The sequence below is a fragment of the Streptomyces sp. NPDC048255 genome, from assembly GCF_040652415.1.
Taxonomy (GTDB): domain Bacteria; phylum Actinomycetota; class Actinomycetes; order Streptomycetales; family Streptomycetaceae; genus Streptomyces.
The window spans coordinates 90,734-116,203 of sequence record NZ_JBEZMA010000007.1; the positions used below are offsets into that span (position 1 = coordinate 90,734).

Genomic DNA, 25,470 nt, shown 5'->3' on the forward strand with positions numbered 1-25,470 from the left:
CATGAACGACCACGGCACCCGCGCGAGGGTGGCTGCGCTGCTGCGCGAGCGCGCGGCGGCGGTGCGCACCACGCACGCACTCTCGTACGGCCAGCGCTCCATGTGGCTGCTGCACCGGATGGCGCCCGACAGCGCCTCCTACCACATCGCGTTCGCCGCACGCGTCGAGGGAGGTCTCGACGCGGACCGCTTCCGCGAGGCCCTGCGGGCCCTGGTGGCCCGGCACCCGGCCCTGCGCACCACGTTCGGCGAGGTGGACGGCGAGGCCGCGCAGACGGTGCGCGGCTGGCTGGACCCCGGCTTCGAGGAGACGGCTGCGCACGGGTGGCCGCAGGAGCGGCTGCGGAGCGCCGTCGAGGCGAGCCACGCGCGGCCGTTCGACCCGCAGGACGGCCCCTTGATCCGGGCGGCCCTGTGGCACACGGCCACCGACGAGACCGTCCTCCTCCTCGCGGTCCACCACCTGGTGGCGGACTTCCGCTCGCTGGAACTGGCCCTGGGCGAACTCTCCGAGCTGTACGCGGCCCTGGGCGAGGGGCGTCCCGCCAGGCTGTCCGGGAACCCGGCCCCGTACACCGACCACGTCGCGCACCAGCGCGCCTTCCTGGCCGGCGAGGACGGCCGGCGGGCCCGGGAGCACTGGCACCGGACCCTGGCCGGCGAGCTGCCGGTCACCCAGTGGCCTGCGTTCCGCACCGATCCCGGGGCGGAACCGTCCTCCGGCGAGTCGATCCGCTTCGCCCTGGACGACGTCCTGGCGAAGCGGGTCCACGACTTCGCCCGCCGGGAGAACGTCACGGTCTACGCCGTGCTGGCGTCCGCCTTCACCGTCCTGGTGGCCCGCAGCACGGGCCAGGAGGACGTGCTGATCGGAACCCCGGTCGCCGGGCGGACCGTCCCGTCCGCCGCGGGCACCTTCGGCTACTTCACCGACCCGGTCGTGCTGCGCACCGACCTGGCGGACCGGCCGTCGTTCACGACCCTGGTCCGGCGCACCCGGCGGGCCGTCATCGAGGCCCTGGAACACCAGGAATACCCCTTCGAGCTGCTGGTCGAGGAACTGGCGCCGCGCCGGGCCTCGGGGGTCAACCCGGTCTTCCAGAGCATGTTCATCCACCAGAAGCCGCGGGAGTTCCCCGGGCTGGCGGCGCTGCACTGGGGGGAGACGCCCGCGGGGGCGTCCATGGACCCGATCCCCTGGGGCGGGTTGGGCCTCAGGCCCTACCGGCTGGCCCAACAGGAGGGGCAGCTCGACCTGTTGCTGGAGACGATCGAGGACGACGACCGTCTGCTGGCCACGTTGAAGTACCGGCCGACGGTGTTCTCCGCCCGTGCCGCCCGTGATCTGGTGGAACGTTTCCGCACGCTGTTGGACGCGGCTCTGGAGGATCCGGACCGGAGCGTCGCCCTCCTGCCCTTCGCCGAAGTCCGGCTGCGGGGTGGAGCGGCCCGCGCGGGCAGGCCCGCGCCGACGGCGGGGGACAGCCTGCTGCGGCGCTTCGAGGACTCCGTCGCCCGCCACGCGGACCGGCCCGCCACGCGTTGCCGGGGTCGGGAGCTGACCTATCGGGACCTCGACGCGTCGGGTGCCCGGTGGGCCGAGCGCCTGCGCGCCGAGGGGGTGGGGTTCGGCGACCGGGTCGCGCTCCTGCTGGAACCCTCCCTGCACACCGTGACGGCAGTCGTCGCCACCCTCAAGCGCGGGGCCGCGTACGTACCCTTCGACCCGCACAACCCGGCCGCCAGGCTGCGCTTCCTCCTGGCGGACTGTGGTGCCCGGGTCGTGCTGACCACCCGGAACCTGGCCCCCCTGATCGAGGACGCCGACCCGGACCTGCGCGTCCTGACCATGGACGAGTACGAGGACCCCACCGGCGCCGGCTCCGCTTCCGGAGGGACGGCGGACACGCCGGCACCGGGTCCGAGCGATCTCCTCTACACCGTCTACACCTCGGGATCCACCGGCGCGCCCAAGGGCATCGACGTCGAGCACGGCAATGTGCTCGCGCTGCTGGACGCCATGCGCGAGCACATCGAGCCCGACCCGGTCGCGGTGTGGACGCTCTTCCACTCGACCGCGTTCGACGTGTCGGTCTGGGAGCTGTGGGGCTCACTGCTCTCCGGCGCCTGCCTCGTGGTGGTGCCCGCCGACGTCGCCAGGGCACCGGACGCCGTCCGTTCGCTGCTGATCGAGGAGCGGGTCACCCACCTCAACCAGACTCCGTCCGCGCTCCACGGGCTCGCCGCCGAGGTGGGGCGGCGGGGCTCCGGCGGGCTCGTGCTGCGCCACACCTTCTCCTGCGGTGAACTGCTCACCGCGGAACTCGCCCGCTCCTCGCTCGGCTGGTGCGGCACCCTGTGGAACCTCTACGGCCCGGCCGAGACCACGGTGTGCGTCACCGCGCACGCGGTCGGACCCGAGGACTGCGGTGGAGTGTCCGTGCCCGTCGGTGTCGCCCTGTCCCATGCCGAGACGTACGTGCTCGACGCCCACCGGCAGCCCGTCCCCGTCGAGGTGACCGGCGAGCTGTACGTCGGCGGCCCCGCAGTGGCCCGCGGCTACCACAACCGCCCCGAGCTGAACCGGGAGCGCTACCTCGCGGACCCCTTCGTGGCGGACGGCGGACGCATGTACCGCACCGGGGACCTGGCCAGGGTCAACGCCGACGGTCTGGTGGAGATCCTGGGGCGGGTCGACAACCAGGTGAAGGTCAGCGGCTACCGCATCGAACTGGAGGAGATCGAGGCCGTCCTCGACCGCGACCCCGCCGTCGAGCGGTCGGTGGTCCTGGTCGAGGGGGCGCACGACGACGGACGGCGGCTCACCGCGTGCGTCGTCCCCGTTCCCGGCGGCCGCCCCGAGGAGGCCGCGCTGCGCGCCCGGCTGCGCGGGGAACTGCCCGAGTACATGCTGCCCGCCTCGTTCGTCGTGCTGGACGCCCTGCCACTCAACCCGAACCAGAAGGTGGACCGGGGCGAGCTGGCCCGCCGGGTGTCGAGCGTCCGGTCGGCCGCGCCGGCGCCCGCTGCCGAGGCCCTCGCCCCCGTCGGCGCGGCCGGGCTGGAACGGACCGTGGCGGGCGTCTGGGAGCAGGTGCTGCGCCGCGAGGGCGTGCGGCCGACGGACAACTTCTTCGACCTCGGAGGCACCTCCATGCTGCTGCTCCGGGTGCACCGCGCCCTCTGCGAACTGCCCGGGGGCACCGGCCTGGCCGTCTCCGAGCTGTTCGGCCACCCCACCGTCGCCGCTCAGGCGCGGCGCCTCGCCGCCGGAGAGCGGAACGCGGCCGGTGACCCGGCGCCGACCCGGGCCGCAGGCCCGGACGGCGATGCCCCGGGCGCCGGGCGGCGCCGGGCAGCGATGCGCCGGAACACGGGTGGCAACCGGGCGGCGCTGCGGCGCGACCACCGAGGCCACCGAGACCACACGATCGGAGAGAACGATGCCTGACCGCGTCGAGGACGGGCCCGTCCTCAGGGCCGAGGACATCGCGGTCATCGGGGTGCACGGGCGCTTCCCGGGTGCCCGGGACTGTGACGAGTTCTGGTCGCGGCTGCGCGTCGGCGACGACTGTGTCACCACCCTCAGCGACGAGGAACTGCGTGCCGCCGGCACCCCCGACGAGCTGGTGTCCGATCCGGCGTACGTCCGGACCGGCGGAGGGCTGTCCGACGTATTCGGCTTCGACCACGAGTTCTTCGGCTACAGCGCGCGCGAGGCCGAACTGATGGATCCGCAGCAGCGGCTCTTCCTGGAGGCCGGCTGGGAGCTGCTGGAGACCATCGGGTTCGCCGGCACGGCGGAACGGCGCTCCATCGGGGTGTTCGCCGGAGCGTCGATGAACACCTACCTCCCCAACGTGCTGGCCCGCGAGGTCGATCTGCTCTCGCTCGCCGGTACGGAGATCATGCTGGGCAACGACAAGGACTACTTGCCGACCCGGTTGTCGTACAAGCTCGGACTGACCGGCCCGAGCGTCAACGTCCAGAGCGGGTGCTCCACCTCGCTGGTCGCGATTCACACGGCCGTGCAGAGCCTGCTGAACGGTGAGTGCGACATCGCGCTCGCCGGGGGCGTATCGGTGCACGTCAGCCCGCACCCCGGCTACCGGTACCAGGACGGCCTGATGTTCTCGCCGGACGGCCGCTGCCGGCCGTTCGACGCCGCGGCCTCGGGCACCGCTTTCGGCGACGGGCTGGGGGTGGTCGCCCTCAAGCGCCTCACCGAAGCGGTGGCGGAGGGTGACCGGATCCTCGCCGTGGTCAAGGGCTCTGCCGTCAACAACGACGGCGCGGGCAAGGTCGGCTTCACCGCCCCGAGCGTCGACGGGCAGCGCGAGGTCATCACCGAGGCTCACGCCGTGGCCGAGGTCTCGGCCGATGACATCTCCTATCTGGAGGCGCACGGCACTGGGACCGTCCTGGGCGACCCGGTCGAGTTCACGGCCCTGCACGAGTCCTTCGCAGAGGGGACCGACCGGCGCGGGTACTGCGTGCTGGGCTCGGTCAAGGCCAACGTCGGGCACCTGGCGGGGGCGGCAGGGGTCACCGGCTTCATCAAGACCGTGCTCGCCCTGCACCACGGCGAGATCCCCCCGCATCCGCACTTCGACCGCCCGAACCCGGAACTCGACCTGGCCGCGAGCCCGTTCAGGATCAACACCGAGCCGGAGCCGTGGCCCGCGGGCGACCTGCCCCGGCGGGCCGGGGTCAGCTCCTTCGGCATGGGGGGCACCAACGCCCATGTGGTCCTGGAGGAGGCGCCCCGGGACCTGCCCGTCGCGCTGGGAACCGCGGGACGGCAGCTCGTGGCCGTCAGCGCGGCCTCGCCCCGGGCCCTGACCGAGGTGCTCGGGGCCCTCGCCGACCGGCTCGACCAGGATCCGCGGCCCGACCTCGCGGACGTGGCCTTCACCCTGCGCGCCGGGCGGCGGGAGTTCCCGTACCGGCGGACCGTCGTGGCCGACGACTTCCGGGAGGCGGCTGACGGGCTGCGCCGGGCCGCCCGGTCCGGGGACGTGCCGCCGGTCGGGTTCGCCCCGGAGGTCGCTCTGCTGCTGGGGCCGGCCGCGGCGGCCGGGTTCGGCGCCGTCGCGGAGGAGGCGCCCGCGCTGCGGGCTGCCGTCCGTCTGTTCGAGGAGGAACTGGTCGAGGTCGGGGTGGCCCCCGCCACCGCTGCCGATGTCGTCACCGCTGCCCTCGACGGGGGAGCCGCGTCCGACCACCCCGGGCTCACCGCGTTCGTCGCGGGACACGCCCTGGCCGAGCTGTGGACGCGGTCCGGCGTGGCGCCCGCGGCCCTCGTGGGGACGGGCGTCGGAGAGCTGTCGGCTGCCTGCCTGGCCGGGGTCCTGACCCGGCGCGAGGCCCTGGCCGTGCTGGCGTGGGACGCCGGCCTGCTGCCGACCGCCCCCGTCCTGACCCCGCGGGCCGGCTCCGTGCCGGTCTACTCGGCCGCGACCGGGAGCCCGCTCCGGGGCGAGGAGCTCGCCGAGGCACGGCGCTGGGCGGAGCGGTTCGGCCATGCCGCCCACCTGGCGGCGGCGCTCGCAGCGGCGGTCGCCCCCGAGGCCCTGCTTCTCGCGGTGGGCGCGGACGCGACCGCGCCGGCCCCGGCCGGCGCGATGGTGCCCTGCCCGGCGAGTGGTGGGCGCGGGCCGGCGCGCTTCGGCGTGCTGGACGCCGCCGCCCTGCTGTGGACGGCGGGCGTTCCGGTGGACTGGACCGGCTGGCGGCCGGGCCGCCGCCGCCGGGTCCCTCTGCCCACCCACCCGTTCCACCGGCGGCGCCACGTGGCCCGCGCCACGCCCGCCCCCGAGGCGGTCACGGCGACGGCCCCGGCCGCCACCCCGGCCGCCCCCGAGGAGCCCACGCGCCGGGAACGGCCCGCCGACTGGCTGTTCGCCGAGTCCTGGCAACGGCTGCCCCTCGGACGGTCGTTCGGCGCACCCTCCGACTCCCGGCCCTGGCTGCTGCTGTCCGACGAGGGCGGCCTGGGGTCGGCGCTGCGCGCCGAACTGGCCCGCCACGGGGTGCCGACCGTCACCGCGCGGGCCGGCACGGGGTTCGCACGGACCGGATCCGGTTCCTTCACCGTCGACCCGACGACCCCCACAGGGGTGCGGGACCTGTTCGCGGCGCTCGCCGAGGACGGTTCGCTGCCCGGCACGGTGGTGCATCTGTGGTCCCTGGACGACGGCTCCGGGCTGGACCCGGAGGAGGTGGAGAACGCCCGACGACGGGGCTTCGACACCCTGGTCGAGCTGGCCGGCGAGCTGGCGCGACGGTCCCCGACCGGTTCGGGCGCCCGGATCCGGGTCGTCGCCCGCGGCCTCTTCGACGTGCTGGGCGGCGAGACCGTCTCGCCCGCCACGAGCACGGTGCTCGGGGCCGCCGCGGTGATCCCCCAGGAGTTCCCGCGCCTGACGGCCCGTTGCCTGGACCCGGGCGACGACCCGGTGCCCGCCGAGCGCCTGCTGGCGGAGCTGGACGGCCCCGCCGACGAGCCGGTGATCGCGTTCCGCCGCAGCCGGAGGTGGGCGCGACGGTTCGAGCACGCGGCCGGCGACGAGGCCCCGGCCCCGTCGGCCCTGCGCCCCGGCGGCACGTACCTGATCACCGGGGGGCTCGGCGGGATCGGCCTGACCCTCGCCGAGCACCTGGCCTCCACCGTGGGCGCCCGGCTGGTCCTGACCGGCCGGTCCGCCTTCCCGGAGCCCGCCGAGTACGACGCGTGGCTCCGCGAGCACGGCCCGGACCACCCGCTCGGCCGACGCGTCACGCGGGTGCGGGACCTGGCCGAACGCACCGAGGTGCTGGTCGCTTCCGTCGACGTGACCGACGTACGGGCCATGGCGGACCTGGTGGCCGAGGCAGGCCGTCGGTTCGGCCGGATCGACGGCTGGTTCCACGCCGCAGGGGTCCCGCTGGACCAGGCGGTCCGGTGGATCGGACGCTCCGACCGGGACGCCTGGCGTGAGGTCATGGCCCCCAAGGTCGTCGGCGCCCTGGTCCTCGAACGGGTCTTCGCGGACCGGCCCGTCGACTTCGGCTGCATGGTCTCCTCGCTCTCGTCCCTGGTCGGCGGTCTGGGCTACGCGGGCTACGCGGCGGCCAACGCCTTCCTCGACGCGATGGCTTCGGCCCGGCCGGACCGGTTCACGGTGAACTGGGAGGGCTGGGACCTCCCGGGACAGCAGCCGGTCACGGACGGCGCCTCGGAGTCCTGGCAGGAGCTGCGTCGACTTGCCCTCACCCCCGAGGAGGGGACCGCGGCCTTCGACCTGGTCCTGCGACAGGCCGGGGAGCGGCGCCTGGCGGTCTCCACCGTGGACCTGGACGCCCGGATCCGCCGCTGGGCGACCGGCCGTCCCCCGGCGGCCGGGGAGAGCCCCGCACCCGGCTCGGGCCCCGAACCCGTTCCGGTCTCCCTCGGAGAGGACCTGGAACAGCGGCTGGCCCGGGTGTGGGGCGAGGTCCTGCACTGCGAGGTCGACCAGTACGACAAGAGCGTCTTCGACATGGGGGGCAATTCGCTGCTCCTCGTGGAACTCGCCCTCCGGATCGAGGAGAGCCTCGGGTTCCCCCTCCAGGCGACGGACCTGCTGGAGGCGCCGACCGTCGCGCACTTGGCCGATCGTCTGCGGGCGAACGCGGGCGGTGTCCCCGACGACGAGTTGGCGAATGCGGCACAACGGGTGGACCGGCGTGCTCGCGCCCGTGCCTCCCGCAGAACCAGGAAGGGTCTCACCAGTGAATGACCATCCGAGCATTGCCGTCGTCGGCATGGCGGGGAGGTTCCCCGGCGCCGACAGCGTGGCCGAACTGTGGCGGGTGATCGAGGAGGGGCAGGAGACCGTCCGGACCTACTCGGACGCCGAACTGCTGCGCGCGGGCGCCGACCCGGCGGCCGTGCGGGACCCGGACTGGGTCAAGCGCGGGGCTCACCTCCGGGACGTGGAGTACTTCGACGCCGCCTTCTTCGGCTACACCGGCCGCGAGGCCGAGCTGATGGACCCGCAGCAGCGCATCTTCCTGGAGGTCTGCCACGAGGCGCTGGAGCAGGCGGGCCACGGTCCGGGCACCTTCGACGGGGCTGTCGGCGTGTTCGCGGGAACGCGCCGCAGCGGCTATCAGGACCTGCTGGACCGGCCCGAGTACGACAACGTCACCGACGCCTTCGTCAAGCAGGGCAACGAGCCAGATGCCCTGGTCACCAAGGTCGCCTACAAGTTGGACTGCACCGGTCCCGCGTTCACCGTGCAGACCTTCTGCTCCACCTCGTTGGTGGCCGTGCACCTGGCCTGTCAGCAGCTCCTCGACGGGGAGTGCGACCTCGCCCTCGCCGGCGGGGTGGCCCTGCGGCTGCCGCAGCACGTGGGCTACCGCCACCAGGAGGGCGGCACGCTGTCCCGCGAGGGGCGGTGCCGCCCCTTCGACGCCGCCGGCAACGGGCTGATCTTCGGTGACGGCGCGGGCGTCGTCGTACTGCGGCGGTTGGAGGACGCACTGGAGGACGGGGACAACGTCCTCGCGGTGATCCGGGGCTCGGTCGTCAACAACGACGGTGCCCGGCGGGCCGGTTACACCGCCCCGGGGATCTCCGGCCAGGCGCGTGCCGTCCGCGAGGCCATGCTCGCGGCCGATGTGGACGCCACGATGATCGGCTACGTCGAGACCCACGGCGCCGGTACGCCCCTGGGAGACAGCGTCGAACTGGCCGCGCTCACCAAGGCGTTCGACACGGACCTGCGGGGCGTCTGCGCCATCGGCTCGGTGAAGTCCAACGTCGGCCATCTTGATTCCGCGTCCGGCGTGACCGCGTTGATCAAGACGGTGCAGGCGCTGCGCCACCGGACCATCCCGGCCAGCCTCCACTTCGACGTGCCCAACCCGGAACTGGACTTCCTGAACAGCCCGTTCCACGTGAGCACCGAGTCGAGCGAGTGGCGGCCCATCGACGGGCGCCGCATCGCGGGCGTCAACTCACTGGGCATCGGCGGCACGAACGCGCACGTGATCGTGGAGGAGGCGCCGGCCGCGGTGAGCGCCCCGACCGGGGCCGGGCACCACCTGTTCGTGCTGTCCGCGAAGAGTGCGGAGGCCCTTGAGCTGGCCGGCGGCGAACTGCGCCGGTTCCTGGAGGACCACCCCGAGGTCCCGACCGCGGACATCGCCTTCACCCTGCAACGGGGCCGGCAGGCGCATCGTCACCGGCGCTGGTGGATCGCCTCAGACAACGAGGAAGCGGCCCTCGCCCTGGCCGAGGGGCGGTACCGCGAAGGCGACGCCGGGCGCGCGGGCGGCGAGCCCCCGGCCGTGCCGTCCGCCGGTGCTGATCCGCTGTCCCGGCTGGGCGCCGCCTGGCTCGCGGGCGACCGGATCGACTGGACCACTCTCTACCCGGGCGAACGGCGCCGACGTGTCGCGCTCCCGACCCATCCGATGCTCCGCAAGCGGCACTGGCCCGAGACGGAGCCCGCGCAACCCCCCACCCCGGCCGTGCCGACCCCCGCGTCCGCGACGCCGGTCGAGCACACCGACACCGAATACGCAGCCGTGGCTGTTCAGAACGAGGACGTACCGATGAATTCCCTGCTCCTGGACGAACTGCGGACCCTCGTGGCCACCCGGTTCAAGATCCACCCGGACGAGTTGGACGACAGCGTTCCCTTCCTGGAGATGGGTGCCGACTCGCTGCTGTTGCTGAGCATCCTCCAGCCGCTGGAGGAGCGATACGGCTGCAAGCTCTCGATGCGGCAGTTCTTCCGGGAGTTCCAGACGCTGGCCGAGCTGGCGATGTACCTGGAGAAGACCGCCGACGCCGACCGGCTGCCCACGGCCGCCGCCGCACCGGCCCCGGCGGCTGCCGCCGCCCCCGTCGCCGAGCCGGTCGCCCCGGCGGCTGCCCCCGTCGCCGAGCCGGTCGCTCCCGCGCCCGCGGCCCCGCAGCACGTCGCGCCCACGCCGGCCGCTGCCCCGGTCGTCGAACCGGCTGCGCCGCTGGTGCCCGCACCGGCGTCCGTCGTGCCGGTCGTCCCGCCTCAGGCCGGCCCGGCTGCCGAAGTCCCGATGTCCGCCATCGAGCGCATCGCCGCGGAGCAGCTGCGGGTGATGGGCCGCCAGCTCGACCTCATGAGCGGGGCGGCGACCTCCGTGCCGTCCACCGAGATCGTCGTGCCGGCTCCCGCCGCGCTCCGGGCCGCGAGCCCCGAGCCGGTCGCCGCGCCGGAGCTCGCGGCCCACCCGGAGCCGGCGGCGGTACCCGCCACGTCGGCACAGGCCGCCGCGCCGGCGAAGGCGGAGTCCGCGCCGGCCCAGACCGCCGCGCCGATCGTCCCGCTCGCCCCGCGCATGCGCTCGCAGACGCAGATCGCGGACACCGCCGCCCGCACCCGCTACCTGGAGGCGTTCACCGATCGCTTCTCGGCGAAAATGGCCCGGTCGAAGGAGTTCGCCCAGCGATTCCGCCCGGCCATCGCCGACAGCCGGTCCACCATCGGCTTCCGCATGTCCACCAAGGAACTGCTCTTCCCGATCGTCGCCGAGCGCGGTCGCGGAGCTCGGCTGTGGGACCTCGACGGCAATGAGTACGTCGACCTGACCATGGGCTTCGGCGTGCACTTCTTCGGGCACCAGCACGCGCCGATCATCGACTCCCTGCGTGAGCGCATGGACACCGGATTCGGCCTCGGCCCCCGGACCGAACTGGTCGAGGATGTCGCCGCGAGCATCCTGAAGCTCACCGGCATGGAGCGGGTCGCGTTCGTCAACACCGGAAGCGAAGCGGTCATGACGGCCCTGCGGCTGGCCCGCGCGGCGACCCGCCGGGACCGCATCGTCATCTTCTCCACCGGCTACCACGGCCATGCGGACCCCGTCCTCGCCGCCCCGACCTGGGTGGACGGCGAACTGCGGACCAAGCCCATCGCCACCGGCGTGACCCAGCGCAGCGTGGAGGACGTGGTCGTCCTGGAGTTCGGCACCGAGGCCGCGCTGGAGTACATCGAGCGGCACGGCGCGGAGCTGGCCGCCGTCATGGTGGAGCCGGTGACGACCCGGCACCCGGGTGACCAGCGGCCCGACTTCCTGCGCAAGCTGCGGGAGCTGACCCACCGGCACGGGGCGAAGCTGATCTTCGACGAGATGGTCACCGGATTCCGGGCCCACCCGGGCGGCATCCAGGGCCTCTACGGCATCGAGGCGGACCTCGCCACCTACGGAAAGATCATCGGTGGTGGTCTTCCGCTCGGCGTGGTCGCCGGTCGCGGCGGCGTGATGGACGCCATCGACGGCGGCGTGTGGAACTACGGCGACGACTCCTTCCCCACGGTCGAGTCCACCTTCTTCGGCGGCACCTTCTGCCAGCACCCGCTGTCGATGGTCGCGGCCAAGACCGTTCTGGACGAGCTGATCGCCTCCGGTCCGGAGCTCCAGGAGGCCCTGGGCCGCCGCACGGCCCGATTCACCGACGCCCTGAACGCCGACTTCAGCGCCCTTGAGGTGCCGATCACGGTGGACCGTTTCGCCTCGCTCTTCCGGTTCGAGCACGAGGCGAACATGGATCTGTTCTTCTACAACCTCCTGGAGAAGGGCGTCTACATCTGGGAGTGGCGCTGCTGCTTCCTGTCCACCTCGCACACCGACGAGGACCTGGCCTTCGTCCGCAAGGCGATCCGCGAGTCGATCGGCGAACTGCGCGAAGCGGGCCTGCTGGCACCGCTCTCCGCGTCGGCCCCCGCGCTCGCCCCGCTCCACGGCCCGGACGGCGCGGCGCTGCCGCTGCCCGATCCGGAGGCCGCCGTCGTGCTCCCCGCCCCGAGGCCCGCCACGGCCCCGGCGGTCGTCCAGGACCAGGACCAGGACCAGGACCAGGCCCTCACGTTCCCGGCGGGCCGGGCCCAGAAGCAGCTGTGGGCCCTGGCCAACGTGTCCGAGGACGGCTCCCTCGCCTACGACCTGCACGTCGACTTCTGGCTGGACGGCCCCCTGGACCGCGCCGCCCTGCGCACGGCAGTACGGGGCCTGCTCGCCCGCCATCAGGGCCTGCGCCTGACCATGGCCCCCGACGGCGAGACCGCACGGGTGCGCCCGGTCGCCGAGATCTCCCTGGACGACGTCCTCACCTTCGAGCGGGCTTCCGGCCCGGCCGAGATGGACCGTCTCCTCGACCCGGCCCAGCGGCACCCGTTCGACCTGGTGCGCGGCCCGCTGGTGAAGGTGCTGGTCGTGGAGTCCGCTCCGGAGCGGCACCTGCTGCACCTTCGGGTGCACCACCTGATCGCGGACGGCTGGTCCACCGTCCCGCTCCTCGGCGACCTCGCGGAGCTGTACACGGCGGCCTGCCGGGGCACGGAGGCCAAGCTGGACCCGGCCCCGCAGCCGGGTGACTTCCGCGCCTGGCAGGAGGAGCTGGCCGCGGCCCCCGAAGCCGCCGCTCACCGTGACCACTGGGCGACCCTGCTCAAAGGGGCCGGGGAGCTGACCCTGCCCGGCTCCGACCAGGGTCAACTGCCCACGTTCCGCAGCGAGCGCCGCACCCTCACCCTCGACACCGACTTCTTCGCCCGGCTGCGGCGGGAGGCCGCGGCCCAGGGCGTGACCCCGTTCGCCTACCTCGTGTCGGCCTGGGGCCTGCTGCTGCGCCGGATCACCGGACAGGAGGACGTGATCGTGCTGGCCCCCTCGGCCGGGCGCCCGCCGCACCTGGAGCAGCTGGTCGGCTACTGCACCAACTTGATGCCACTGCGCTTCCGCGTCGCGGGTGACGCCCAAGTGGGCCCGTGCGTGGAGGAAATGCAGGACCAGCTCCTGGACGCCATGGAGCACGACACGCATCCCTTCGCCGACACCGTCGCCGCCGTCGACGCGCAGGCCCCCGGGCTGGCCCGCCGCCTCTTCACCAACGTGATCGTCTTCGACCGCGAGGTCCCGCTGCCCGGGATGCACGGGCTGACGGTCTCGGAGGCCGCCGTGGCCCCGCGCCGCCACAGCCCGTACCCGCTCATGGTGACGATCACCGACACGGGCTCCGGTCTGCGCTGCGACTTCGACGTGCAGCGCGACGTGCTCCCCGCGGGCATGAGCGGGCAGGTCCCCGGCATGTTCCGGAATCTGCTGGCCGAGATGGTCGCCGACAGCGGCCGCTCCCTGGCGGCCATCGACATCCTGGACGAGGGCGAGCGCGCCCGGATCCTGGGGTGGGGCCGGGGCCCGGACGTCGAGCTGGGCGACCTGACGGTCTGCGAGCTGTTCGAGCGGCAGGCCGCCGCGACCCCGGACCGGACCGCCGTGGCCTGTGAGGACCGCGTCCTCACCTACGCCGAGCTGGACGACCGGGCGAACCGGCTGGCCGCGGTCCTGCGCGACCGGCTGCCGATCGGCCCGGAGAGCATCGTCGGGATCCGGCTCCCCCGCTCCGAGCGGTTCCTCGTCACCATCCTCGCCCTCTGGAAGTGCGGGGCCGCCTACGTCCCGCTGGAGCCGAAGCACCCGATCCGGCGCCACCTCAAGGTGCTGGAGCTGTGCCAGGCCGTCGGGGTCGTCTCGGAAGCCGACCACGAGCCCGAGGGCGACACCGACCTGCCGTGGCTGCGCTACGGCGACCTGGTGGCCGAGGGCGCCCGCCTGGAGTCCGCCGCCCCGGTCGCGGACCGGCCGATGGACGCGCCGGCGTACGTGATGTTCTCCTCCGGCTCCACCGGCGAGCCCAAGGGCATCGTGATCGAGCAGCGGGCCATGCTGAACCACGTCCTCGCCAAGATCGAGGACTACGACGTGGACGGTGACTCCGTCCTCGCCCAGAACGCCCCCAGCTCCTTCGACATCTCGGTCTGGCAGTTCGTGGCGCCGCTCCTGAACGGCGGCTCCGTGTGGGTCTACCCCGACTCCGTGGTGGAGGACCCGGCCGTCCTCATCCGCCAGGTGGACGAGCACCGCGTCAGCACCCTCGAACTGGTCCCGAGCTACCTGGCGATGATGCTGGACGAGCCCGCGCTCACCGGCGGGCAGGTTCTCTTCCGGGCCCTGCGGCACGTGGTGCTCCAGGCCGAACCGCTCAAGCCCTCGCTCGTCGAGCGCTGGTACCGGAGCTTCCCCGACATCGCCATGTCCAACGCGTACGGGGCCACCGAGACCGCCGACGACGTCCTGCACCCGCGAACCCGGGTGCCGGACTCCGACCTGACCCCGACCGGCAAGCCGATCCGCAACGCCTCGGTGTACATCGTGGACGAGGAGTTCCGACTGGTACCGCCCGGTGTCCGCGGTGAACTCCTGGTCGCCGGCGTGCCCGTGGGCCGCGGCTACCTGGAGCGGACCCCGGCCAACGCCTCGGCCTTCCTCCCGTACAACCCCGTCGAGCCGGAGCGTTCCGGACCGGTGTACCGCACCGGTGACATGGCCCGGTGGCGCGAGGACGGGGACATCGAGATCCTCGGCCGGGACGACCACCAGGTGAAGGTGCGCGGCCAGCGCGTCGAACTCGGCGAGATCGAGCGGGTCATGCACGGGCTCGACGGCATCGCCGACGCCGTGGTCAAGGACTTCCCGGCGCCCGAAAGCGCCGGCGCCCGGCTCATCGCGTACCTCGTGGGAACCTCGGGACGCACCCCGGACCCGCAGGCCGTCAAGGCCGAACTCGGCGAACGGCTGCCCGACTACATGGTCCCCGCCCAGTTCGTCGTCCTCGACGTCCTCCCGCTCAACGACAGCGGCAAGGTCGACAGGAAGGCGCTGGCCGAGCCGGCCGCCCCCACGGGCAAGGAAGCCCCCGCCACGTCCCGCCACTACCTGGACGACCTCGTCCTGCGCTCTGTCCGCGCCGTGATCGGACACGGGCAGGTGGGACTGGACGACGACTTCTTCCAGCTGGGCGGCAACTCGATCACCGCCGTCCGGCTGGTGCAGATGATCCGTGAGGAGGCGCAGATCGAGCTGCCGGTGGTCACCGTCTTCGAGCGGCCCACGCTGCGCGAACTCAGCGACGCCGTGCTCGGCGCGGCCTTCGACGCGTACGCCCCGATTCCGCGCGCCGAGGCCAAGTCCGCCTACCGGGCCTCGGCCTCCGAGGAGCGGATGTTCTTCCTGTGGATGCTGGACCCGTCCAGCCGCCTCTACAACATCCCCATGGCCTACCTGGTGGACGGCCCCGTCGACCTCGACCGGCTCCGAGCCGCCGTGGACGCGGTAGCCGCCAAGCACGACATCCTGCGGACCACCTTCGACATGGAGGACGGCCGGCTGGTGCAGCGGGTCCTGGACACCGTCCAGGTGCCCCTGACCGACCTGGGTGTCACGGACGAGTCGCTGGAGGACCTGGTGCGAGGCTGGGCCGCCCCGCACGACCTGCGGACCGGCCCGCCGCTGCGGATGGCCGTCGCCCGCCGCTCCCGGGGCGAGGAGCGCGTGCTGCTGCTGGACATGCCGCACATCGTGTTCGACGAAGGCTCGGTCGGCGCGTTCTTCCACGACCTGTCGGCCGCCTACCGGGGCGAGCAGCTGGAGCCCGCCGCGCTGACGTACAAGGACTTCGCCGAATGGGAGCACGTCTACCGGACTTCGGACGGCTTCCGGAAGGACCGCGCGTACTGGCTGGACCGCTTCCAGAACCCGCCGGCCACGGTGGACTTCCCGCAGCGCCCGCGCCCGGCAGTCCTCGACATGGTGGGCCGGCGTCACTCCTTCTCCCTGGACGCCGAGCTGACAGCCCGGCTCCGTGACTACTGCCGCACCCACCGGGTCACCCCGTACATGGTGCTGCTCGCCGTCTTCAACACCCTGCTCTCGAAGTACACCGGGCAGCAGGAACTGGTGGTGGGCACGCCGGTGGACGGCCGCTACCACCCGGCGTGCGCGGACATCATCGGTATGTTCGGCAACTCCCTGCCGCTGCGGACCGCGCCCGAGGACGGCAAGTCGTTCGAGACCTACACCAACGAGGTGCGCGGCGCCGTCCTCGAAGGGCTCCAGCACCAGGCTTACCCGTTCGAGGAGCTGGTCCGGGAACTCCACCTCCCGCGTGACCCGAGCCGAAACCCGCTCTTCGACTACATGTTCGTCTTCACCGACCTCAGCCACGCCCGCTTCGACATGGACGGTGCGGTCGGCACCCCGGCGCCGGTGAGCATCGGCGTCGCCCGGATGGACATGACCTTCTCCGCATACGAGCGGCCGGACACCATCGAGGTCATCCAGGAATACGCCACCAACGTGTTCGACCTCGACACGGTCGAGCAGATGGCCCACCACTTCACCCACCTGGTGCGCCAGGCCCTGGCAGCCCCGAAGCAGCCGCTGGCCGACCTCAGCCTCGTCACCGAGGACGAGCGGGTGCGCCTGACCTCCGGGCAGGGCACCTTCGAGGCGGTCCCCGACAACGAACTCACGCTGCACGAGCTGTTCGAGCGGGCCGCCGACGCCGAGCCGACGCGCACGGCCGTGGTGAGCGGCGCCGTCCGACTCTCCTACGCGGAGCTCGACGAGCGCGCCAACAGGCTGGCCCGGGTGCTGCGCGAAGACCTGGCCGTCGGACGCGAACACCCCGTCGGCCTCCTGCTGGACGAGCCGCACGACATCGTCACGGCCATGCTGGGTGTGCTGAAGGCGGGCGGCGCCTATGTGCCCTTCGACCGTTCCACGCCGCCGGCCCGGGTCCGCGACCTGCTGGTCCGCAGCGGCGCCGGCGTACTCATCAGCGACCTGCTGACGGAGGACGAGGTGCCCGAGGGCGTCCGGCTGTTGCGCCCGGACGCGCCGGAGATCGCGGCGGCGTCCGGCGACCGGCTCTCCAACGTCAACGCTGCGGCCGACCTGGTGTACATCATGTTCACCTCCGGCTCGACCGGCCGGCCGAAGGGCGTGCTCGTCGAGCACACCGGCGTCCGCCGGGTCTCCCACACCCCTGAGTACGTGCCGATCCTCGACGGCGAGCGCGTGCTGCAGGCCACGAGCTGGGGCTTCGACGTCTCCGCGGTGAGCATGTACGGAGCGCTGCTGAACGGCGGCACGCTGGTCTGCCCGTCCCGCGGGGAACTCCTCGACCCCACCCTGCTGCGTGAGCTCGTGACACGGGAGGAGGTGGGCCTGGCCTTCTTCAGCACCGCCTTCTTCCACATGCTGGCGGACGTGGCGATGGACAGTCTGGAGCCGATCCGCACCCTCGTCGTCGCGGGTGAGCGCATGTCGGCGGAGCACGCCCGCCGCACGGTCGCCCGCCTCGGCGCCGGCCGTCTGATCAACGCCTACGGCCCGACCGAGGGGACGGTCTTCGCCACTGCCTTCCAGATCGAGGAACTCGACGAGGACACCGTCTCCGTGCCCATCGGGGCCGCCGTGGACGAGACCCGCGTCTACATCCTCATGCCGCACGGTGAGCCCGCCCCCGAAGGCATCGCGGGCGAGTTGTGCATAGCCGGGCCCGGCGTGGCCCGCGGCTACCTCGGCGCCGAGGACACGACCGACGGCCCCTTCCAGCCCGACCCCTTCGTGCCCGGGGACCGCATGTACCGGACCGGTGACCTGGCCCGCCTGCTCCCCGGCGGCCTGGTGGACTTCATGGGCCGTCGCGACGACCAGCTGAAGATCCGGGGCTTCCGCGTGGAGCCCGCCGAGATCGAGGCCGCGCTGCGCACCTGCGCGGGGATCAAGGACGCCCGCGTGGTCGCCCGGGTCGCCGAGCACGACGGCGAGCTGGAGCTGTACGCGTACCTCGTCGGGGACGAGGGGCTGCGGATCCCCGCCGTGCGGGAGGAGCTGCGCTCCCTGGTGCCGCACTACATGCTGCCCGGTCACTACGTGGCCATGGACCGGCTGCCCCTCAACGCCAGCGGCAAGGTGGACAAGAACGCCCTGCCCCAGGCCGAGCGCTCCTCGGAGCCCCGCCCCGCAGAGGGAGACGGAGCCCGCACCGCGACGGAGGAGCGACTGCTCCGGGTCTGGGCGGACGTCCTGGACCTGCCCTCGGCATCGCCCTCCGACAACTTCTTCATGGTGGGCGGCCACTCGCTGAAGGCCGTGGCCCTCATCGCCGAGGTGCGCGAGATCTTCCACGTAGAGGTGCGACTGATCGACTTCCTGGCCGCCCCGACCGTCCACAGCCTCGCCGAGCAGATCGACAACCTGCTCTGGGCGGCGGGCGGCGCTCAGGACGCCGCGCCCACGGACACCCACGAGGAGATCGTGATCTGATGAGCACCCCCCATCCCGACAACCTCCAGGGGCTGATGTCCCGGCTGCGCGGCCTGGGCGTACGGCTGCGCGCCGACGGGGACCGGCTCGCGCTCGACGCTCCCAAGGGGGCGATCGACCCGGACCTCCTCGCGCTCATCCGGCGGCACAAGGAGGACCTGCTGCGCACCGTCGCCCGGGCCGGCGAGGTCCGGGCGACGGGCCCCGGCATCCCGGCCGCCGAGCCCGCCGAGTGGTACCCCCTCTCCGCCGCCCAGCAGCGCCTCTACTTCACGGCGCTGCTGGACCCGGAGGTCACGACCTACAACATCCTCGACGTGTTCCGGATCGACGGGTCCGCGGATCCGGACCGGCTGGAGCGGACGCTGCGCTCGATGGTGGAGCGGCACGAGGGCTTCCGCACCGCGTTCGACCTGCGGGGCGAGGATCCGGTCATGCGGGTGCTTCCCGAGGCCGGGTTCCGGCTGGAGCGGCTGCACGAGCCGGAGTTCACCCCGGAACGGTCGGGCGAGTTCGTGCGTCCCTTCGACCTCACCGAGGCGCCACTGCTGCGCGCGTGGCTGGTGGAGGTCCGTGCGGACCTGCACTACCTGGTCACCGACAAGCACCACCTGGTCTTCGACGGAGGTTCCCGGGCCGTGTTCTCGCGCGACTTCGTGCGGGCCTATCTCGGGGAGGAGGCCCCGCCGCTCGCCCTCGGCTACAAGGACTACGCGGTGTGGCAGGCCGACGGGGACGATCCGGCGCTGGGCCGCATGGGCGCGTACTGGGACGGGGTCTTCGCCGACCGGGCCGACGACCCGGCGACGGTGGCCCGGGCCCACCCGGAGCTGTGGGGAACCCCGCCCCGGCGGGCGCACCTGGACCTCGGCGCGAGCACGGTGGAAGCCGTCCGCCGGCTCTGCCGGGAGGGCGGATCCTCCGTGCCGATGTTCCTGCAGGCCGTGTGGCACACGGTGCTGCACGGCTACAGCGGCCAGCGGGAGATCGTGATCGGACACCCCGTGGACGTGCGGACCGGTGCGGGTCTGGAGGGCCAGATCGGGCTGTTCGTCAACACCGTGCCGATCCTTTCCCGGCCGCGGCCGGGGCTGCCGTTCATGCAGTACGCCCAGGAGATCCGCGACAGGATCATCGCCGGCCTGGACAACGGGCAGTTCCCCTACGACAGGATCGTCGACCGGGCCTCCACCCGTCGCAACGTCAACGAGGACCCCCTTGTGGACGCCTTCTTCAACGTGGCGCACGCGGACGTCGCCGGCGCGGGCCCGTGGGAGCGGACAGGGCTCCGCGAGGTGCCGGGCGACCCCCGGGCAGCGCTGCCGGAACTCCCGTGCCTGGCCTGCCGGTTCGACATCACCCTGAGCGTCATCGAGATGCCGCAGACCATCCGGCTCGCGCTGGAGTGCGTCACCTCCCTCATGGACGAGGAGACGGTGCGCGGCCTCACCGACGCCCTCGGCGAGGTCGTCGAGCGGGTGCTGGCCGATCCCGGGGTGACCCTCGGGGAGCTGGTCGGAGCCCACTGGCCGGCGGATCGAGCGTCCGAAGGATGATCACCGGAAACCCGCTCGACCTGCACTTCCCGGATGTGTTCTTCGAGATGGCCGGGCTCGTTCCGGGGGGTCGGATGATGTTGAAGCTGGAGGGCTTCAACATCACCGGCTCCATCAAGCTCAAGTCGGCGCTGTTCATGGTCGAGCACCTGGAGCGGCGCGGACTGCTGGTACCGGGTCGCTCCACCCTCGTCGAGTCCTCGTCGGGGAACCTCGGTGTCGCCGTCGCCCTGATCTGCCGGATGCGCGGATACGGGTTCATCTGCGTGACCGATCCGAACATCTCGGCCTCCAACCTCCGGGCCATCCGGGCGTACGGCGGCCGGATCGACCGGGTGGAGACCAAGGACGAGCAGGGCGGCTACCTGCGCACGCGCCTGGACCGGGTGGCCGAACTGCTGACGCAGGACCCGGACCGGGTCTGGCTCAACCAGTACGCGAACCCGGCCAACGCACGGGCCCACGCCCAGTGGACGGCCCGGCAGATCCTGCAGTCCGTGCCGCGCGTCACCCACCTGTACGTCGGCACCGGCACGACGGGGACGATGATGGGGCTGGCCGAGAGTTTCGCCCGGCTGTCCCCGCAGACCGAGCTGGTGGCGGTGGAGCCGGAGGGTTCCGTCACGTTCGGCGCCGCCCGGCCGGGGCGGCGCCGGCTGCCCGGCCTGGGTACCAGCAGCCGTCCGGCGATCGCGGACGCCGACCGCGTCCACCGCATCGTCCACGTGGCGGAGCGGGACGCGGTCCGCCGCTGCCACCGGACGCTGGAGGCGCACGGCCTGCTCGTCGGCTCGTCCACGGGCTACGTCCTGGAGGCCGTCGCGTCGGACGCCGACGGCTTCGCCCCCGACAGCGTCGTGGTGGGCATCTCGCCCGACTTCGGGGACAAGTACCTGGACACGCTGTACGCCCCCGAGTGGCTGGAGGCCAACTTCGAGGACGCCCGGGAGACCTTCCCGGGCGTCGGCGAGGACGGAGGGCCGGGCGAGCCGCTGTGCGGCCCGTTGAGCGAGATCCTCGACCACTCGTGGGGGGACGGGGAGGATCCGGCGCCCGAGCCGGCGCCGCGCTCCCACCTGCCCCTGCCCACACCCTGACAGAGAGAGACCAGTGACCCTTCCCAGCTTTCACGTGATCGGCGCCCCCGCGGTGGCCGAGATCCTCGCAGACCGGCACGGCGACATCGTCGACCTCGTGGCAGACACCTACCGGCTGCACGGCGAGGGCGCCACCACCAACCCCGACAGCTACTTCCTCCGGTTCGCCGACCGGCCCACCTCGCGGATCATCGCGCTTCCGGCGCGGGTGCAGGGCAAGGCGGACCTGGCGGGCATCAAGTGGATAGCCAGTTTCCCCGAGAACCACGACCGGGGCCTGCCCCGGGCCTCGGCGGTGGTCATCCTCAACGACATGGCGACGGGCATGCCGTTCGCCTGCGTCGAGGGCTCGGCCATCAGCGCGACCCGGACAGCCGCGTCGGCGGCTCTGGCGGCCGGGCTCCTGCACCCGACGAAGGACGTGGAGCGGATCGCCGTGATCGGGTCGGGCCCCATCGCCCGGACGGTCCTGGAGTTCCTGGCCGCATCGGGTTGGCGGGCGGGCCGGCTCCGGGTGCACGACCTCGTGCCGGAGCGCGCGGCGGCCTTCGCCGACCGGGCCCGTGAGCGGGGTCAGGAGGCCGAGCCGGTGGCGAGCGCCGAGGACGCGATCCGGGGCGCGGACCTCGTCGTGCTGGCCACCACCGCCGCCGAGCCCTACCTGCACGACGCCTCGCTGTTCACCCCCGGGCAGACCGTGTTGAACGTCTCCCTGCGCGACCTGGGCGTCCCGGTGATCCTGTCCGCCCAGAACGTACTGGACGACGTGGACCACTGCCTGAAGGCGGCGACCTCGCCGCACCTCGCCGAACAGGCCGGCGGCAGCCGGGAGTTCGTTGCCGGGACCATCGCCGACGTGCTGGCGGGGCGGCTGTCGCCCGACCCGGACCGGGTGCGGGTGTTCTCCCCGTTCGGGCTGGGCGTGCTGGACCTGGCGCTGACCGGCTTCGTCTTCGACGAGGCGGTGTCCCGGGGTCTCGGGACCCTTGCCGCCGACTTCTTCGGCCTCGACGGGTCCTGAACCGACCCGTTCCCCCAGGACCCCGTACCGAGCACCGCTCCTGGTACGGGGTCCTTTGCTGTGCCCCGAGTTACGACTCGGTGGCCACCGGCTCCTCCGGGGACACCTCGGACTTCTCCTGGTCGAGGGTCCGCAGCGTGCGCACCTGGGACAGCAGCGGCCAGACCATGGAGGTGACCAGGCCGACCGAGGCGACGACGAGGGTGTTCGCAAGGCCGAGCGCGGTGCTCGCCATGGCGCCGCCGACGAGGGCGCCGAGCGGGTTCACCCCCCAGCTCATGAAGCGGACCGAGGAGGTGATGCGCCCCAACAGGTGGTCCGGGACGAGCGTCTGCCGGATGGTGTTCACGCACACGTGCATGACCACGATGCCGAACACCCAGCTGAATTGGGAGATGCCGATGAGCGTCAGGCCCACGGGCTTGTCGAGGAGGTAGGCGAAACCCACCGGGAGGGCGGTGACGCCCGGCAGCGCGTAGCTCATGACCAGGGTCGGTCCGATGCCCAGCCGGGCGATCACACGCTGGTTCACCGAGGCGGCGATCAGCCCCGCCACACCGCCGAGCATGGTCATCACGCCCAGCGTCAGGGGGCTCATGCCCACCTCCCGGATGGCGTAGAGCAGGTAGAGCGCGGCGAACATGGCGCCGAAGAAGTTGAAGTGCGTCGACGCGACGGCCAGCGGCCACTGGTACCGGTCGCGGCGCAGCAGCTTCAGCCCGCTGACGATGGCGTCCCAGTGCCGTTCCTTCTCGGCGCCCTCCGGCTTCTCGGGGTGGGCCTTGGGCATGCCGAGGAGGGCGGCACTGCTGACGATGTAGGTGACCGCGTCGACCAGGAGGGCGACGGGGGCGCTGAGCCACTGGACCAGGGTGCCGGCGATGCCGGGGCCGGCGACGTCGCCGACGGCCTCGCTGCCCTCCAGCCACGAGTTGGCGGGGCCGATGTGCTTGGCGCCGACGAGCCGGGGCATGTAGGGGACCATGGCGCTGTCGAAGAGCAGGGTGAACGCGCCGACCAGGAATGCGGCGAGGGCGAGCACCCAGATGTCGAGGGCGTCGGCCCAGGCGAGCAGGGGGACCGCGACCAGGACGATCAGCCGTCCGAGGTTCGCGACGTGCATCATCAGGGTTCGCTCGTAGCGGTCGGCCCACACCCCGGCCGACAGCCCGAACACCAGGTTGGCGGCGCCCGCCGCGGCGGTGAGCAGACTGGTCTCCCAGGCACCGGCGTCCATGGTGAGCACGGCGAGGAGAGGCAGGGCGAGCGTGGTCACCTGAGCGCCGGTCAGGGATATGGATTCGGCGGTCCACAGGCGGAAGAAGCCAGTGGCCGCCAATTCTGATCTTTTGGGCACGGAGTGTGGTCCTCTGTTCGGATAAAGGCAGGAGAGGTCACCCGAGGGTGACGGGAAGACGGGAATAGCCCCGGAGGTTGAAGATCGGCCGCAGTTCGGCCTCGCCGTGGAGGGCGAGTCGCGGGAAGCGGGTGATCAGGGCGGGGAGGGCGACGGCTGCCTCCAGACGGGCGAGTGCCGCGCCCAGGCAGTAGTGGATGCCACCGCCGAACGATGTCGCCTTGGGTCCCTCGCGCCGAATGTCGAACCGGTCCGGGAGGGCGAACTGCCCGGGATCCCGGTTGGCCGCGCCGAGGAAGGCCACCACCCGGCTCCCCTCGGGGACCGGGACGCCGCCTATCTCCGTGTCGCGGATCGCGTGCCGCATGGTCCCCTGGACAGGGGCGTCGTAGCGCAGGACTTCCTCGACGGCCGCTTCGGCCAGGGTGGGATCGGCCAGCAGGGCGGCACGTTGTGCGGGGTGGCGCAACAGGGCCATCACACCGTTGGTGATGAGGTTGACGGTGGTCTCGAATCCCGCGATGAACAGCAGCATCACCGTCTGCAGCAGCTCGTCCTCGGTCAGTCCGCCGTCGCGGTCCCGCACGGCGATCAGGGCCGAGATCATGTCGTCCCGCGGTGACTTGCGGCGTTGCGCGATGAGGTCGGTGAGGTACGGGGCGAGTTCGCGGACCGCCTGGTCGGAACGCTCGTACGCCTCCTCGAAGGCGAAGAGGTCGAAAACGACCGAGATGGCCGCGGTGGGGCCGCGCAGCCAGGTCCAGTCCGACTCCGGTACGCCGAGCAGCGCGCCGATCACCGACACGGGCAGCGGGAAGGCCATGAGGTCGTGGACGTCGACCGGGCTGCCGTCCGCCCCGGCGTCGGCCATCGCGTCGAGTTCCGCCGCGACCAGCGCCTCGATCCTGGGCGTCAGCTCCCGGATGCGCCGCGGGGTGAAGGACCCGCTCACCAGCTTCCGCAGGCGCGTGTGGTCCGGAGGGTTGCGGTGCAGGAGGGACTCGCCCATGACGACGTTGGTCGGACTGTCGCGCCAGTTGGCTTCGTTGAGGTCCATCCAGGCCGCGTCCTCGACTTGGAGGTCCGGGGAGCGCAGCGCCCTCGCGCAGTCCTCGTACCGGGTGAGGACGGTGACCCCGTACCGGCTCACGTGGACCGGGGCCAGCTCGCGCAAGCGGGTGTAGCGCGAGTAGGGGTCCTCCCGGCCCTGGCGGGTCTGGAGTTCGAGGAAGGCCGCGTCGGCCTCCGACGTCGTGTCCCAGGAGTCGCTCGGGAGCCGACCCGTGGTTCGGATGGGCAGGGAATCCAGCTCGCTCATGGCCTTGTCTCGTGGTGGGGGGAAGGGGGTGGGCAAAGCGATGGGGGATCAGTCGAAAAGCGACGGACCGGAAATGGGTGAGAAGAGTCCGATTTGCTGCGGCACACGCAGAATCAGGCGAGCCCGAAGCGCCGGGACGGGCCGCTGAAGTGCTTGGCGACGAGTGCGGAGACCGGTCCCACGCCGTCGCGGGCGATCATGGTGTAGTGGTTCCCGGGCACCTCGACCTTGGTGAGCCGGCCCCGTACCACCGGCTCCCAGTCGGAGACGGGGAGCGCGTCCTCGGAGGACTGCACGAGCAGCACCTCGGCCGAGACGGGCCGGGGGCGGTACTCCGTCGCGGCCGTCAGATTGGCCCGGAACACCTCGAAACGTCGCTGCATCTCCCCGAGCCACCACTCCCGGTCGCCACCTCGTCCCAGCCCCAGGTGGTCGAGCAGCGTGCCGAGCCGCTCCGTCTGGGAGAGCCGGTCGAAATCGGCGGGGAAGGACGATATCGGCGTACCCAGGGACGCCGTGACGTCGCGCATGTACCAGCGCGTGACGGTGGCCACGTTCGGGGGCTCGGCGAAGGGCTTCGGGAACTGCGTGTCGATCATGGCCACGCGCGCGGCGTCGCCCCGCCGCTCCAACAGCCGGGCCAGTTCGAAGGAGACGACACCGCCCATGGACCAACCGCACAGCAGGTACTCGTCGACAGGGCCGAGTTCGTCCATCACCGCGAGGTAGGCGGACGCCATCTCCTCGACCGACGTGTGCGGGACTCCGCCCGCTTCCAGGCCGGCCGCCTGGATGGCGTGCACCTGGAACTCCGGTGCGAGGGCCGAGGCCAGCACGGCGTAGACCGCGGCGCTGCCGCTGACGGCGTGCACGCAGAAGATCGGCCGCCGGCCGCCGGAGTCTCCGGAGCCGGTCGAAAGGGAGACCAGCAAGCC

At 72.6% G+C, this 25,470-nt stretch carries 9 protein-coding genes; 6 read left to right on the top strand and 3 right to left on the bottom strand.

Annotation, left to right across the window (positions count from 1 at the left end; genetic code table 11):
* Nucleotide 1: 1 nt before the first annotated feature.
* Genes AB0D94_RS09045 through sbnB form a run of 6 tightly spaced genes read left to right on the top strand, consistent with a single transcriptional unit; the run spans nucleotide 2 to nucleotide 21,860 of the window.
* Entirely contained in the window at nucleotides 2–3,451 is a 3,450-nt protein-coding gene (locus AB0D94_RS09045) for an amino acid adenylation domain-containing protein (protein WP_362047886.1), read from the top strand.
* Nucleotides 3,444–7,760, top strand: coding sequence for an SDR family NAD(P)-dependent oxidoreductase (locus AB0D94_RS09050; RefSeq protein WP_362047889.1), 4,317 nt, complete (start codon nucleotides 3,444–3,446; stop codon nucleotides 7,758–7,760). The genes AB0D94_RS09045 and AB0D94_RS09050 overlap by 8 nt, the downstream gene beginning before the upstream one ends.
* A complete protein-coding gene (locus tag AB0D94_RS09055; protein WP_362047892.1) occupies nucleotides 7,753–18,186 on the top strand; it encodes an amino acid adenylation domain-containing protein in 10,434 nt (3,477 codons plus the stop codon). The genes AB0D94_RS09050 and AB0D94_RS09055 overlap by 8 nt, the downstream gene beginning before the upstream one ends.
* Nucleotides 18,186–19,742, top strand: a complete 1,557-nt coding sequence (locus AB0D94_RS09060; RefSeq protein WP_362047895.1) for a condensation domain-containing protein — start codon at nucleotides 18,186–18,188, stop codon at nucleotides 19,740–19,742. The genes AB0D94_RS09055 and AB0D94_RS09060 overlap by 1 nt, the downstream gene beginning before the upstream one ends.
* The gene (locus AB0D94_RS09065; protein WP_362047898.1) at nucleotides 19,739–20,839 is read left to right on the top strand and encodes a pyridoxal-phosphate dependent enzyme; all 1,101 of its coding nucleotides are present in this window, start codon (nucleotides 19,739–19,741) and stop codon (nucleotides 20,837–20,839) included. Before AB0D94_RS09060 ends, AB0D94_RS09065 begins: the two co-directional genes overlap by 4 nt.
* 13 nt (nucleotides 20,840–20,852) lie before the next feature.
* Nucleotides 20,853–21,860, top strand: coding sequence for a 2,3-diaminopropionate biosynthesis protein SbnB (gene sbnB / locus AB0D94_RS09070; protein WP_362047901.1), 1,008 nt, complete (start codon nucleotides 20,853–20,855; stop codon nucleotides 21,858–21,860).
* A gap of 70 nt (nucleotides 21,861–21,930) precedes the next feature.
* Here sbnB and AB0D94_RS09075 read toward each other — a convergent pair whose 3' ends face one another.
* The 3 genes from AB0D94_RS09075 to AB0D94_RS09085 form a co-directional block, all read right to left on the bottom strand.
* A complete protein-coding gene (locus AB0D94_RS09075) occupies nucleotides 21,931–23,217 on the bottom strand; it encodes an MFS transporter (RefSeq protein WP_362047904.1) in 1,287 nt (428 codons plus the stop codon).
* A 37-nt stretch (nucleotides 23,218–23,254) separates the two neighbouring features.
* Nucleotides 23,255–24,535: a cytochrome P450 gene (locus AB0D94_RS09080; protein ID WP_362047907.1), complete on the bottom strand. Its 1,281-nt coding sequence runs from the start codon at nucleotides 24,533–24,535 to the stop codon at nucleotides 23,255–23,257.
* Between the two features lie 113 nt (nucleotides 24,536–24,648).
* A complete protein-coding gene (locus AB0D94_RS09085) occupies nucleotides 24,649–25,467 on the bottom strand; it encodes an alpha/beta fold hydrolase (protein WP_362047910.1) in 819 nt (272 codons plus the stop codon).
* Nucleotides 25,468–25,470 lie beyond the last annotated feature (3 nt).